The organism is Paenibacillus glucanolyticus NBRC 15330, from assembly GCF_004000885.1.
Lineage (GTDB): Bacteria > Bacillota > Bacilli > Paenibacillales > Paenibacillaceae > Paenibacillus_AQ > Paenibacillus_AQ glucanolyticus.
Window position 1 is genome coordinate 177,053 of record NZ_BIMC01000002.1, and the last position, 14,455, is coordinate 191,507.

Genomic DNA, 14,455 nt, shown 5'->3' on the forward strand with positions numbered 1-14,455 from the left:
AAGTTGGACAAGGTGGCTTTTTATCATTGATTGTACATCGTATGGACTTCTCCTCATCCGCACGATGCGTGGTTTTGGGGCATGCTTGGATGGCTGTCGACCATTGTTACTCTTTCGATTCAAGAGATAAGATCAGCAAGCTATCTGCATAAAATCTTTAATTAAAGATTCTTTGACTTGACTTATAATCAGTTAACTGATAAATTGATAATAAGATAAAGCAACAGCAGCATGGAGGAGGGATGGGATGATATGGCGATGAACTTGATGACTCGGGGAACTCGGTTACGATTATTTCTATCCGCCCAGAACGCAGCTAAAGCTTGCAGAAGCGGTAATCCATGCCCAAGGTAGGCATGAGCTGGATTAGAAATTGCATATCCCTTAACCTCATGAAAGCTCGGATGCTGACTAAAGAATAAACGGTATACAAACAGTGGAATACGAAAATCATATGTTATCAATGTGAAAATTAAATCGTCCTAATATGTGCCATGACGCCGTGGCGGGCGTTATAGATCGGTGTCGTAATGGATATATATTTTTTTACAACATCACTTAATTAGTTAATTGAAAGAGGTGGGAATTGTTATGCATCACATTCCGGGGCATCATCATATATCCATGCTCACGAAGAACGCTCCGTTAAATCATGAGTTTTATCATAAGAAATTGGGTTTGCGCAGAGTAAAGAAGACAGTCAATCAGGACAATCCTTCCATGTACCATTTGTTTTATGGGGATTTAACTGGAAGTGCCGGGACCGAGCTATCTTTCTTCGAAATGCCTGCTGCAGGCAGAACGGTCCGCGGCACCAATGCGATTACGCAAATCGGGCTGCTTGTTCCCTCCTCAGATAGTCTGAAGTATTGGAAACAGCGGTTTGAACAATATGAAGTTACCCATGGTGACATGACCGAGTACGCAGGCAGAGAAGCGCTTCCATTCGATGATCCGGAAGGACTTCGCCTCATTCTGATTAACCATGACGGTGCCGAGGTACCGGCTGGTTGGGCAGCTTGGGAAGATTCCACGGTTGAACAGGAGCACCGCATTCTGGGAATGGGGCCGGTTGAGATGACCGTACGCAATCTCGGAAAAATGGCGGCAATACTCACGGAAGTTCTTGGATATACCGAAGTTTCACGTTCGGAACATGAAGCGATATACCAGTCCGTTGAAGGGCAGGCGCTTGGTGAGATTGTAGTTAAGCAGCAGGATGGGCCAAGCGAAAGACCAGGACGGGGCAGTGTACACCATCTGGCGATCCGTGTAAACAACGAGGAGGAGCTCGCTTATTGGAATGAGGCTGTCATAGAACGGGGGTTCCAGTCGACGGGAATCATCGACCGCTTTTATTTCAAGAGTCTGTATTTTCGCGAAGCGAACGGCATCTTATTTGAAATCGCGACGGACGGACCGGGCTTCACAGCAGATTCCAGCGTAGAAGAGCTGGGCAAGCGGCTGGACCTGCCGCCATTCTTAGAGGGCAAACGTGCTGAAATTGAAGCAAAACTGACACCATTAGATTCATAAAGGAGGCACCACATCATGAAAGAATATCGTATTGATCCGGATAAAGGACTCGAAATCGGCATTTATTCCATCGGTGAGCATATGATCAATCCGCTGACCGGAACCCGCATTAGCGCTGAACAACGTATACATGAACTCATCGAGGCAGCGAAGCTGGCGGATGAAGCCGGATTGGACGTAGTTGCGGTAGGGGAAAGCCATCAGACTTATTTCACCACGCAAGCACATACGGTCATACTGGGCGCGATTGCCCAGGCAACAAAGAATATAAAAATCGCAAGCTCGGCCACGGTGCTGAGCACATCGGATCCGGTGCGTGTGTACGAGGATTTTGCTACGCTTGACCTGATCTCGAAGGGTCGTGCCGAAATTGTAGCCGGCCGCGGTTCACGTGTTGGGGCGTACAGCCTGCTTGGTTATGACGTGCGTGATTACGAGGAATTGTTTGAGGAAAAGATGGAGCTTCTGCTCAAAATCAATGCGGAAGAAACCGTAACCTGGGAGGGGCAGTTCCGTGCGCCGCTGAACCATGCGGCTATACTTCCGCAGCCTCAATCCGGAAGATTGCCGATCTGGCGCGCCGTCGGAGGACCGCCCGCGAGTGCAATCAAAGCAGGTTATGCCGGGGTTCCGATGATGCTGACCACGCTGGGCGGCCCGGCCAGGAACTTTAAGCTTGCGGTTGATGCGTACCGTGAAGCGCTGCAGCGCAGCGGATATGACCCTGCTCTGCTTCCGATAGCAACCACCGGCTTGTTATATACGGCAGAGAACTCGCAGGATGCGCTTCGTGAATACTATCCGCATATTAATTCCGGCATGATGGCGCTCAAAGGCGGCGGTTATCCGAAGCAGCAATTCGCACAGTCAACGGATCACCGTGATGCGCTGATGATCGGGAGTCCGCAGCAGATCATTGAGAAAATGCTCTATCAACATGAGCTGTACGGACAACAGCGCTTCTTGGCGCAGATCGACTTTGGCGGACTGCCATTTGATAAAATCGCCAAAAACATTGAGCTTATTGCTACGGTCATAGCACCGGCGATCCGAAAGCATACGGCTAAAACAAAGGAGAATATCGGATGAAAATTGTAGGAATCGCCGGCTCGAACGTCGGCACCAAAACCAAAACGGCGATGGACTATACTTTGAATGCAGCCCGCGCTCAATATCCGAATGCCGAGATTACTTTGCTGGATTTGGCGGAATACACCATCGTGTTTGGGGATGGAAGGGATTATCGCGAGTATGATGGAGATACGAAATATGTGGCCGAAACGATTATGGAGGCAGACGCAATCATCATCGGAACGCCTACTTTCCAAGCTTCGATTCCGGCAACGCTTAAAAATATCTTTGACTTATTGCCAGTGAACGCATTTCGCGGCAAGGTGGTCAGCATGCTGGCGACAGCAGGATCAGCCCGGCATTTTCTGATGATAGAACAGCAGTTAAAGCCTTAAAGCCAATTCTGTCTTACATGAAGGCACATATCGTACCAACCTACGTGTTTATCGAGGAAAAGGATTTTCACCGCAATGAGATCGTAAATGATGATATTCTCTTTCGGATTGATCGGCTGGTGGAAGATACGGTAATGCATCTGAACGTGCTGACAGCCATTCAGGAAGCCAAAGATGCAGCCTATGATTTTTGATAAGATGAAGACACGCAATAGATAAGGTAAGATGAACAAGGGGTTATCCTCTGCGTAATTGCAGAAAGGATAACCCCTTTGTTGGTGTTCCGTTGGACTTAAGATATCGGGAGATAATCATTCAGGCTCAGCGAACCGTGTCATTCTTGCAGTTCGTTGAATCAGAATATCACTTCGGATTCCGCAGGCCTTTAGGCAGATGATTCTTAAGCTGACCGCCGCTGGATTTGCCCCAGCCGATGGGGAGTCCATCTGTAGTCACTAAAGTCCACCCCCGGTATTCGGAAGGAATCGAAAGCACCTCTCCCCGCAGATAGGCGGCTACTTCCGCCGAATCTGAGGCCAGATCCCAGCTTCTCGCAGCTTGGTCGCGTTTCAAGGACATAGCAAGGGCATGTGCGGGCTCGATCCGGTTCTTCTTCAGATGCGCCAGGTGAAGTCCTGCACGGGGCATCTTCAGTCCCTTAAGCTGCTGGTCATTCCAATCCCAGCCTTCGCTGACCGGGAGCCAGTACAGCTCCTCGCCAAACAAGATCGGTCTGCCGCCGCTAAGCTCAAAGCCGGGGATGTCCTGCTTCGCCCAGTCCAGAAACGCGTCCAACGCGGACTGCGCAGGGGGTTGATTGCCGCTCTGTCTTGATTTAGCCGGAAGTTTGCTGTTTGTTGACAACGACTCCATGTTCTGACTTACAACTCCGGCAGGCGATTTGGTCAAGACGGCAACAAAATGCCCCTCGCCGCGTTCCAGATGCGGCCATAAACGCTTCATTTCTCTCAGTTCCATGTCGGGATACTGCTTGAGAATATGCCCGACCATTTCCTCGTTCTCGGCTTTATTGAATGTACAGGTGGAATAAGCCAGCGTTCCTCCGGGTTTGAGCATGTGGTAGGCCTCCTGGACAATGTCCCACTGCCGGGAAGCACACAGTTCCACATGATCGTGGGACCATTCGGCAATGGCTGCGGCGTCCTTTCGAAACATGCCTTCACCGGAGCATGGAGCATCAAGCATGATCCGGTCAAAGCAGGCAACGAAACGGCGGGATAGCTGGTCCGGGGCCGCACTCGTAACAACAGTATTCTTAATGCCCATACGCTCCACGTTCTCGGCCAGGATCCGTGCCCGTTCGGGGTGGATTTCGTTAGAAACGAGCAGCCCTTGCCCCATCATCTTGGACGCAATATGGCTTGTCTTACCGCCGGGAGCCGCTGCAAGATCCAGGATGGTCTCCCCGGGCTGAGGATCCAGCAGTTCTACTGCGGACATTGCAGAGGGCTCCTGAATATAATATAGTCCGGCGGCATGGTAGGGGTGCTTGCCTGGACGCTCGTTATCATCATAATAATATCCGCTGTCACACCAAGGCACCGCTGTCAGGTGGAATTGGCGAATCAGGTTCTTTAGGTTGTCTGCGTCATGAACCGCTTTCAGCCGGTTTAGGCGCAGTCCATGGGTGCGGGGCGAATCGTAGCTGTCCCAGAAGTCATATGAAGCATCTCCGAGTATTTCATTCATACTGGTAACATAGCCTACAGGCAATAGTTCCTTTCTCATTCGTTAAATAGCTCCTTCTATAGAATAAATAGCATCTTGAAGTGTAAAGGCAAAAAAACTCCTGTTCAGAGTTGATCGTTCTCTGGCTTTAAGGAATCGGTCATTAGTTTATCACGTTGTTGCGGTACTAGTAAAGAAATGTCAAGCTAAAAAAGGGCTGCCCTCTATACGAAGAGGGCAGCCCTGCCGCCTGTGTTATCCGGCAGATTCCTTCGGTTCTGCTGACGCGGTTTTCATGGACCGGTAATCGGACACCTTGTTCTTGCCGTTTGTCTTCGAATGATACATCGCTTTGTCTGCCTGTTTCATAAGCTCGTCACCACGAACGCCTTTGCGCAGCACGCTGTACCCGATACTGAGGGTTACGATGGTTTCGCTTGCCACCCTGGCCCGAATATTCTCGGCAACCTGAGCGGGCTTGACCTTGCGGTCAACCACCAAGGCGACCAGTTCCTCGCCGCCATACCGGCCTGTAATCCCGATTCCTTCAAGCTCTTCCTCCATAATGGCGGCGACTTGCTTCAGCACTTCATCGGCTCTGGCATGGCCCTGCGTATCGTTGAGTTTCTTGAAATTATCGATGTCACAGAAAATGGCGGATATTTTCAGTTCCTGCGACGTGTAATGATCAAGATACTTCATAAAATGCCTTCGATTGTATAGCCCTGTCAATCCGTCTGTGATGGCAGAGCGGTATATGGATTGCATCAGCTCGACGATGCGTCTGAATAAAATGAAAAATACAATGCTGTAGAACAGCACCGGCAGCGCGAGCGCAAACCCTTGAAGTACAGAAGCCAGGGTGTTTGAATAGGTATGTATGGATTGCAAAATACCCCAAACGGTGTACACGGCAAGCCCCATCGCATATTTAACCGGTTGTCCGATACGAGGGGTTACCTTGACAAAAGCCAGGTAGAGGGCAACGAATTGAAAACAATCAAAATATATGCTCTGCCATATCGGATCTAGGGTGAAAGGAAGGAAAGAAGGAAGAATGAGCGGAAGCACAAGCAGTGCGGCTGACAGCAATGGAAGCCAGTAATGCACGGTCTTGATTTTACGGTACAGCATGACAACCGAGACGTTCAGCAGGACAAACGAAAAAAGCTGGATAAAACGTAAAATGTCCGATTCCGGTGAAAAAACAGGCATTTCCGTCAATGCTGAATGGATGTTCAGACCCTCGTATGTCATAATAAAGAGGAAAGCTGCCGCCATATAAAGGTAAGCATTCTTGCGCTGCTTGCTGTACATAAACAGACACATGATCAGCATCATGAGGGCGATATACGCTCCGCATACAGCAAATATGGTGGGTAGTGGAGAAGTGGACCAGTAGCTCAATTCATAGGACAAATCGATTCACTCCTGAAAAGGGATAGGTTTCCTTTGCATGAAACATATGTTCTAATATATCATATCGAAAAAGAATCTGAAAAGAGATTTAGAGAAAGGGGGATCCCCATGAAACTTCTTCAGGCATTATTTTTCCCTCCAGAACAACCAGGTGGCGTCTCGTCCATGATTCCTTATTTGCAGGAGCGTTTTCATTCTTCCCGTTGGGAGATGGAGATGTTCTGGCTGCCCAAGCGGATCCGCAACAAAGGCCATGAGGATCCAATATTCCATACCTTTGATTGGAGAGAATACGAAGAAAGTCCGATAGTTGCCAAATACCTTCAAACGTACCGGGACTATCTGTGGTGGACGCGTCTGCGCATTCAAAAGCCTTATGATCTCATTCATAGTCATCATCCCATTGCAGGCATGGCCATGAAAGCCGTATTCCCCGAGGTTCCGCTGATTCAAACCGTGCATTCCAGTTACGAGCGTGAGCTCATTCTGAACGGAAGGATCAAGGAGGGGGGGCTTGAGCACCGATTCCTGGTTTCTTTGTACAGGGAGCTCGAATATATCAGTGACCGCCTGCTGACGGTATCAAATTCCTTCAAGGCTTACATGTCGCCGTATGTGAACACGCCTGAATCGATCGGGGTTATCCATAACGGATTTGACGATAAGCGATTTAAGCCGGTTCCTCATGAAAATGCGGTGCCTCAGCTTATTACGGTATGCCGTCTGGTGCCTGCCAAAGGATTGGATATTCTGCTTCAAGCCTGCGCGGAGCTGAAACGGAAGGGATACGATTACGTCCTTCATATTATCGGCGACGGACCTTCCCGTCAGGAGCTTGAGGAGATGGCGAAGGAGCTCGACATTTACCAGGAGACGATTTTTTATGGATATACGCTGCATCCCGAGGAATTTATGCCGTTCTTTGACATCTTTGTCCTGCCTTCAAGAGCGGAAGCGTTCGGCTCGGTGTTTGCAGAGGCTGCGTTAAGCTCGCTGGCCCTGGTCGGCACTGACGTTGGCGGTATTGCCGAGCAGATTGAGGACGGGGTGAACGGCTTGCTTGTACCGGCGGAAGACCCGATGGCATTGAGTGTTGCACTCGAGAAGGTCATCAGTGATCCGTTGTATCGTTATGAGCTTGCCCGAACCGCTTCGGATAAGGCGAAGAACCAGTACTCCCTGGCCAGGTCGGTGAATGAACTGAAGAAAATGTATTTGAAATTTCAACCCCAGATAGAGAGTTAGGGATCGGCTATGGCTTCTTTTCGATTTATTCATACCGCAGATTTACACCTGGACAGTCCGTTTATCGGCATAAGCGGACTTGATGACAGCTTGCGGTCTTTCGTTCAAGATTCGACTTTTCGCGCGCTGGATCAGCTCGTTCGGCTCGCCATGGATCAACAGGTTGATTTTATCGTGATCAGCGGGGATATCTATGACAGCTCCAACATCTCGCTTCGGGCACAGCTCCGATTCATGGAGGCCCTTGAGCGTTTGGGTAAGGAAGGGATTGCGGTATATGCGATTCATGGCAACCATGATCCGCTGGACAGTACCAAGCTCTCGATGACGCTGCCCTCCCATGTCCATGTGTTTGGGGGCGAGCCTGCCAGCGTAACGGCGGTTCGTCGTTCAGACCGTGAAGAGGTGGCGGTCATTACCGGGATGTCGTATCCAACCTCGAAGGTAACGGATAATATTGCGATACGATATCCAGCCCCAACCAGCGGGTTGTATCAGATTGGACTGCTGCATGCCAATGTGGACGGAGACCCGCAGCACGAAACCTATGCGCCCTGCTCGAAAAAGGATTTGATCCACGCCGGATTTCATTACTGGGCGCTCGGACATATTCATTCCCGTCGTACCTTGCAGGAATCTCCTTACATTGTCTATCCGGGCAATATCCAGGGACGCCACGTTCGGGAGACCGGCCCCAAGGGTTGTTATGTCGTCGATGTTGATGAAGATTTCAACACGAAGCTCTGTTTCCATGAGCTGGATTCCATGCGCTGGAACGTTGTAGAAGCTCCTATCGATTCTACCCAGGACGTCGATGCGTGGAGGCTGTCGCTGGAGCGGATTCTTACGCACACGTCCCGGGAGAACCCGGAGCAGCTGAGCATGATCCGGGTTCGGATCACGGGTCGAAGCCCGGTTCATCGCCAGCTTGAAAGCGGATCTGTGCTGGATGAGCTGCTGGCCGATCTGCGTAGAAGAGAGGCTGCGAAGGGACGGATGTCCGGTTATCGCGGCTGCGTCTGGATTGAGAGCTTCACGCTTCAATCGGGGAACGCAATCGATACAGAGCGGCTGCTGCAGGAGGACAGCTTTGCGGGGGATTTGCTTCGGCTCGCCAGGCAGGAACAGGGAAGGCTTCATGAGCCGGATGGAGTTGCTGCCAGGAGTGTGGAGCCTTTGCTTGAGCACGCCGAAATCCGGTCTCTGCTCGATGACACAAGCCCGGAAGAGATGCTGGATTGGCTTCGCAGGGCAGAGGAACTGACGCTGGGGTTACTGCTGCGTGACCGTTCGCAGGGGGAAGGTGCCGGAGCATGAGACTTGAGCGGATGAACATCCAGGGCTTTGGAGCAGTGCGTGACAAAAGCCTGACGATTGAAGCACCGGTAACCGTGCTTTACGGACCGAATGAAGCGGGAAAAAGTACCGTGCTGTATTTTATCAGAGCCATGCTCTACGGTTTTCCCGGCAAAGGCTCACCGGCGGAGCGCGGCGAGCCTGCTGATGAAGGAATTCATGGGGGTGAGCTGCGCTTTTTGGATGAAGAGGGTGTGCCATGGGTCATCAAGCGCTATAGCCGGTCCAGGGAGACCGGCTCGGCGGCTGGCAAGGGTGACCGTTTACATATTCATAAACAAATAGCAAACGGTATGGTCATGGAGCTTGGACAGCAGGAGCTGGAGCAGTATGCTCTAGGCGGCGTATCCAGGGATATGTTTCGTCAGCTGTTTGCCATATCGTTAAGCGAGCTGCAGGAAATCCGCAGCCTTCAATCCGCGGAGATGAGCAGCTATCTGTTTCATGCCGGAATTGGCGGCGGCGCCAATATACTGGATGCTGAGCGCAAGCTGTCTACGGAGATGGACAAGCTGTATAAACCTCGCGGGAAAGTGCAGCAGACGGCCAAGCTCCTGCAGTCCATAGAGCAATTGAGGGCACAGGTTAGGGAGAGCCAGGCCTATGTTCCCCGCTATAACGAGGTTGCTGCTTCCATCCAGGAGGCTGAGGAACGGCTGGATTTGCTGGAGCAGGAGCGCGCCAGGAATGCTGGAGATTTGGCATTGCTTCGAAAAGCGGTGGAGATCCGTTCTGTTTGGCTGGAATGGCGTGAGGCCAGGCTGGAATTAAAGGATCTGATGGACAGTGATGCCTTTCCTGCTGATGGAATAACCCGATACGAAAAAATGCAGGAGGAAGAGCGTCTTCTTCTTGCTCAGTCCCTTCGTGCCGAACGGGTGATAGAGGAAATAGAGGATAAGCTGAAGGCATTTGCCTCGAACGCTTTTATGGAACAGTATGGCGAAGCGATTGAGGATCTGTGGTCGAGGCGTAATATTTATGAAGCAGCGAATCGGGAACTCGCAGAGCTCACAGCCGAATATAAGTCGCAAGAGATCAGGCTGGAGCAGCTGCTTCGGGATATAGATCCGGCATGGACTCAGCAGGAGCTGCTGGCCTTATCGATATCCGCCGCTGAGCGTGACGAGGTGCGGAGAATCAGCGCCGCTTTCAGTGGATATGACCGCCGGATGGAGGCGTTGTTCATTGAACAGCGAGGCGCCGAGCGTTCGGCGGCAGCAGCTGAATCGGCGCTCCGGGAAACCCGGCGGCAGCTGCGTGAGGAGGCGGAGCGGGGGGAAGAGACGTTTGCCATAATAAAGCCGGCAGCGCCGAAGGAAACCGCTGCGCTATGGAATCAGCTTCAGCTGGAGATCGAGCGTTGGCGTGAAGCAAGATTGAGCCGGACTCAGCCTGAAGCGGCTTCCTCTAGCAGGCCGGTGAACAGCCGATTACCGCGAATGCATTCGGTGCTGCTTGCGGGTATGGCGGTCATGACACTGCTGCTGGCAGCGGTTTTGTTCTGGACGGCGACCCCGGAAGCCGCAGTAATCTCCAGCATTATGATGCTGCTCGGTATGGGGTATGTATACTGGAGCGGTCGCCGCGGGCTGGCCGTTGATGGAGTACCGCCTCAGGAAATATCCGCTCATGACAGGTACGGAACAGAAGAGATCAACCATCTATATTCCATGCTGATCGCTGCCCCCTATGCCGCTGCGAGCTCGAATCTGGGCAGCCGAAGGGACAAAACCGCAGCGATGGCACATGATCCCTTAACGGTAGAGGCACAGATGCGCGAGCTTCGGTCTGTGATGGAGGGATGGCAGGCCTGGCGGCAGCGGCTGGATCGATTAAGCTCGGACTGTGCGGCGGCCGAGGAGAAAGCCGCACTTCAAGCTGCTGAACTCAAAACGGTTCTTCAAACGATTCAGCAGGAGGAGCAGCGATACTTCGAGTTGGAGCGGAAGTGGGAGTCTTGGCTGATGTCCAGGGCTCTTCCACAGAAGCTTTCTCCGGATGTGATGCTGGATGTGTTCGTTCAAGTGGAGCAAGGGCAGGAGCTGATCCGCCAGAAGAGATCGCTTGGACTGAAAATGGATGTCCTGTTAAGAGAGACGGAGGATTACGTGTTCCGATGCCATGAGATATTTGCGGTTGATTCGGAAGGTGACCTTAACGATAGCAAGAGCCTGACAGTGGCTGAGCTTGGGAATCTCCATTCCAGATGGAAGCAATACCAAGAGGATACGCGGCAGCGTAAGGTGCTGGCAGAACGGATTGCCGAGCTGCGCAAGGAAGCAGCAGCGATCAATGAAGAGACAGATGAACTGCAGCAGCGCAAAGCGGGCCTGCTTGCGCAATCCCAGTCGCCTGATGAAGAATCGTTTCTCCGAATGGGGGCGGCTTCCAAGCGGCGGGAAGAGCTGATTCGCATCATCCGTCATCATGAAATTACGATGTTCAGCGGCTGGAACGATGCAGGCCGCGGGCAGCTGGAACACCTGCTGGAGCTGACGGATGCTGCGGAGCTGGAAGCTCTGTGCAACCAGAAGGAAGAGTCTGCTTCAACTGAGGCCCGTCTTCGGGATGAGCTTCAGGAGCGGCGCGGGCGGCTGCTTCAGGAGCGGGAGTCACTGGAATCCTTGGGCAATCAGGATTCGGCCCTGCAGCAGCTCGAGGAATTGCGATCCGCACTAAGGGAGTTAGTCTCCCAGTATGCGGTTCGTTCGATGGCCTCCGAATTCATAAAGCGCACACGTCGTTTATATGAAGAGGAGAAACAGCCTCAGGTGTTACAGCTGGCTTCCCGCTATTTCTCGATCCTTACCGGCGGCCTGTACAGCCGGATTGTGATGCGGATGGGAGACCAGAGTCTGCTGGCAGAACGTCCGGAAGGCGAGCTGATTGAAAGCAGCAGATTAAGCCGAGGCACGGCGGAGCAGTTGTATCTGGCCATGCGTCTTGGGCTGATCCAGTCGATGCCTCATGCAAAAGGCCTGCCGCTGCTGCTGGACGATTTGTTTGTCAATTTCGACGGTGAACGGCTGGGGCATGCACTGCGGCTGATTTCGGAGTTATCGCGTACCCGGCAGGTTGTGATGATGACCTGTCACCGGCATGTGGCTGAACAAACGCAGGCACAGATACCCGGTGCGCAGCTGATTTCATTGCAGTCATAAAGAATGGGGTTGTCCCAAGGCACTTGATGACGTGCTTTTGGGACAGCCCCATTTATTTTTATTTATTTGCTCCTTATTTGTCCCTCACCTGAGGTGTTCCGAACAGAGTCAGACGGAGCACCCACAGCAGGCACAGTCCTCCGAACGTGGGGTAGAGCAAGGAGAGCAGGGAGCTGAAACCGAACTGGCTGAAGAAATAACAGAACACCATGATACCCAGGGTAATCACTCTTGGCGAGAGGGAGGTGCGCTGCTGCACCTGCAGCGTGATCCCGTAGATGTTGGCAACAAACGTGCTGAATATTTCAAGGAAGATCAGAATGAGATAGATGATCTGAACAAGCCAGCCCAGCTGATTGGCGATGCTGCCCATCGGAATTTCATATTGGGAAATGCCGGGCATATGGGCGGACATCGCAAAATGGGCTGCCATCAGCATAAATCCTACGCCTGTACCTCCGATGATGCCGCCCCATTTTACGGTGCGAGCGCTCTCCGTTTGACTGCCCAGCGGGACCAGCACCGGCATCGCCATCACCAGGTTAAAGGCCGTGTAGAGCAGCGGCGCAAGCCAAACCGAAGGGAGACTGTGGTCGGTCGTCAATGTTAAGAACCGGGTGGCTCCCGGTGTGTGAATCGTTTGAGAGACAATAGCAACCGATAGGGTCAGCATCATGGGAACGACGAGACTGTTCATCGTCATGATGGACTGAATGCCTTTTCTAAGAATAAAATAAGTTCCGATCATCGTTACAAACAATCCGGTCTGATAATTTAAATTCAGATGCTCCACAAAAACGGATCCGGCACCGGCAAGCATAATGCTGTTCACACCAAGCAGGATGATAAACATAAAGAGGCTGATCCAGCTCCCGGCTTTCTCCCCAAACAGAAACTTGTTCAGGTCTTCGAAGGATTGGGCGCCGATCCGTTTGGATATCGTCATGATTTTGGTGCCGAGCCAGATAAATAATCCGGTAGTCAGCAGAATGGTAAGTGTTGCCCAGTGCCCATACTGGGTAAAAAATTGAAGGATTTCCCGACCGGTAGCAAAGCCAGCGCCCACAATCGTTCCAATATATGTAAAGGCGATCTGTAAAACACGCATATAATTACGCAAGCGCCGCGGCCCCCTTGAAAGTTATTAATTCTGCATAGTACAAGGTATGCCTCACACAGCTGGGACATGACTCCAACCTGTCCGAGCGTACGCTTAATAAGGGGGTTATGTCATTGGTTGGTCTGTTTATGGAGCTTGATGTTAGGATTTATGACGGAAACCGTACACTTAAATGACGGAGTGATCGTTTGTACTTGCCGTACAGGGAGGAATATGTTACTTTTACGACAAAGGAATCGTGGGAGGTCTTTTTGATGGAATGGTTGAAAGAGCGGATCATTAAAGAAGGTGTCGTGTTGTCGGAGCAGGTGCTGAAACTGGATGCGCTGCTGACACATCAGGTTGACCCGGCTTTAATTATGGAGATGGGCCGAGAGTTTGCGGCAAGATTTAAAGAAAGCGGTGTGACCAAGGTGGTTACGCTGGAATCCTCCGGCATTTCAGTGGCATTTGCTGCGGCTTTTGAACTGGGAGTTCCTATGGTATTCGCCCGACGCAAGAAAACACTGCTGGCTGACCCCGATGCCTTGTGTGAGCGCGTCCCGTCTTTCACCAAAGGAATTGTTACGGATATTATGGTGTCACGCCAGTTTATAGGGGAACATGATAAGGTGCTCTTCATTGATGACATTATTGCCAACGGGGATGCAGCAAGAGGTCTGATCAAAATCATTGATCGGGCAGGCGCTGAATTAATCGGGCTTGGTGTTGTGATCGAAAAGAGTTTCCAGGCTGGGGCAAGAACCTTGCGTGAGCAAAATGTTCATGTGGAGTCGCTAGTTACGATTTCCTCACTTGAAGATGGTAAAATTTCGTTCAGCTAAATCGTTAGAATCGGCATAGGCGACTCAACGTGCAAGTGAAGAGGGCTAGGCCTTAGGTCATGAACGTTTGTACCTGTGCTATGAGATATGAAATATGGAAATTCGTAGTTGATTTTAGATGGATTTCCGCCTAAAATCGCAACAAATTCTTTTCGCCTCCGTGATTTTCGCTTATAATAAAGAGGTAGGCAAGAGAGAGGAGGCAGCACCATGGGGAAACAACCTGTAACCGAGCCGTTTTTGATTGATAAGCTGAATGAAGCAAAGGTACATTTTGAACGTGCTTTGGATTGTAAACATACGGAGTTTGATGATCTATATCCCTATATGATTGAACATCCTCAGTTTTTCTGGTACAAACGCTATGTTGCCTGGTCAGAACTGCTGACGATTGCCGGATTGTGTGAGGAGGTTTCCTTCGAGTGGAAGGAACAGTTCACACCTCAGCAAGTGGAATATATCGAGAAGCGTGTGATGTCTTCAACCGTTCTGGACTTCTGGTACGAGAAGAATGACAGCATCGAGCCGGCACAGCGTTAATGGGTATATAGAACATCCCTTAATCAGGATGTTTATCGATAGCGTATGGCATCGCATTCAAAAGACCTAAATGATATTCATTTAGGTCTTTTTTTG

Annotated in this window: 10 protein-coding genes and 1 pseudogene; 8 read left to right on the forward strand and 3 right to left on the reverse strand. The window is 51.1% G+C overall.

What is annotated here, in order from left to right; genetic code table 11:
- Positions 1-591: 591 nt before the first annotated feature.
- From PGL02S_RS04555 to PGL02S_RS04565, 3 genes and pseudogenes are all read left to right on the forward strand, one after another.
- On the forward strand, positions 592-1,536 hold the full coding sequence (locus tag PGL02S_RS04555) for a ring-cleaving dioxygenase (protein WP_036641632.1): 945 nt from the start codon (positions 592-594) through the stop codon (positions 1,534-1,536).
- A gap of 15 nt (positions 1,537-1,551) precedes the next feature.
- Positions 1,552-2,625, forward strand: coding sequence for an LLM class flavin-dependent oxidoreductase (locus PGL02S_RS04560; RefSeq protein WP_036641633.1), 1,074 nt, complete (start codon positions 1,552-1,554; stop codon positions 2,623-2,625).
- A pseudogene (locus tag PGL02S_RS04565) lies at positions 2,622-3,196 on the forward strand (NADPH-dependent FMN reductase). Before PGL02S_RS04560 ends, PGL02S_RS04565 begins: the two are co-directional and overlap by 4 nt.
- Positions 3,197-3,365: 169 nt before the next feature.
- On the opposite strand, the gene PGL02S_RS04570 reads toward PGL02S_RS04565, so the two are convergent.
- A complete protein-coding gene (locus PGL02S_RS04570; protein WP_036641635.1) occupies positions 3,366-4,751 on the reverse strand; it encodes an RsmB/NOP family class I SAM-dependent RNA methyltransferase in 1,386 nt (461 codons plus the stop codon).
- 195 nt (positions 4,752-4,946) lie between these two features.
- On the reverse strand, positions 4,947-6,110 hold the full coding sequence (locus PGL02S_RS04575; protein WP_036641636.1) for a GGDEF domain-containing protein: 1,164 nt from the start codon (positions 6,108-6,110) through the stop codon (positions 4,947-4,949).
- 108 nt (positions 6,111-6,218) lie between these two features.
- On the opposite strand from PGL02S_RS04575, the gene PGL02S_RS04580 reads away from it, so the two are divergent.
- From PGL02S_RS04580 to PGL02S_RS04590, 3 genes are read left to right on the forward strand one after another with little or no spacing between them, the layout of a single operon-like run.
- Positions 6,219-7,355 carry a glycosyltransferase family 4 protein gene (locus PGL02S_RS04580; RefSeq protein ID WP_036641637.1) on the forward strand — a complete coding sequence of 379 codons (1,137 nt, stop codon included), beginning with the start codon at positions 6,219-6,221 and terminating at the stop codon, positions 7,353-7,355.
- A gap of 9 nt (positions 7,356-7,364) precedes the next feature.
- Complete coding sequence (locus tag PGL02S_RS04585) at positions 7,365-8,672, forward strand: metallophosphoesterase family protein (protein ID WP_036641638.1); 1,308 nt, start codon at positions 7,365-7,367, stop codon at positions 8,670-8,672.
- Positions 8,669-11,875 carry an AAA family ATPase gene (locus PGL02S_RS04590; protein ID WP_036641639.1) on the forward strand — a complete coding sequence of 1,069 codons (3,207 nt, stop codon included), beginning with the start codon at positions 8,669-8,671 and terminating at the stop codon, positions 11,873-11,875. The genes PGL02S_RS04585 and PGL02S_RS04590 overlap by 4 nt, the downstream gene beginning before the upstream one ends.
- Positions 11,876-11,948: 73 nt before the next feature.
- On the opposite strand, the gene PGL02S_RS04595 is transcribed toward PGL02S_RS04590, so the two are convergent.
- The gene (locus PGL02S_RS04595) at positions 11,949-12,995 is read right to left on the reverse strand and encodes a YkvI family membrane protein (RefSeq protein ID WP_036641641.1); all 1,047 of its coding nucleotides are present in this window, start codon (positions 12,993-12,995) and stop codon (positions 11,949-11,951) included.
- A 254-nt stretch (positions 12,996-13,249) separates the two neighbouring features.
- On the opposite strand from PGL02S_RS04595, the gene PGL02S_RS04600 reads away from it, so the two are divergent.
- Positions 13,250-13,819: a xanthine phosphoribosyltransferase gene (locus PGL02S_RS04600; RefSeq protein ID WP_006211655.1), complete on the forward strand. Its 570-nt coding sequence runs from the start codon at positions 13,250-13,252 to the stop codon at positions 13,817-13,819.
- Positions 13,820-14,029: 210 nt separating this feature from the next.
- Positions 14,030-14,359, forward strand: a complete 330-nt coding sequence (locus PGL02S_RS04605; protein WP_006211654.1) for a hypothetical protein — start codon at positions 14,030-14,032, stop codon at positions 14,357-14,359.
- Positions 14,360-14,455: the final 96 nt, after the last annotated feature.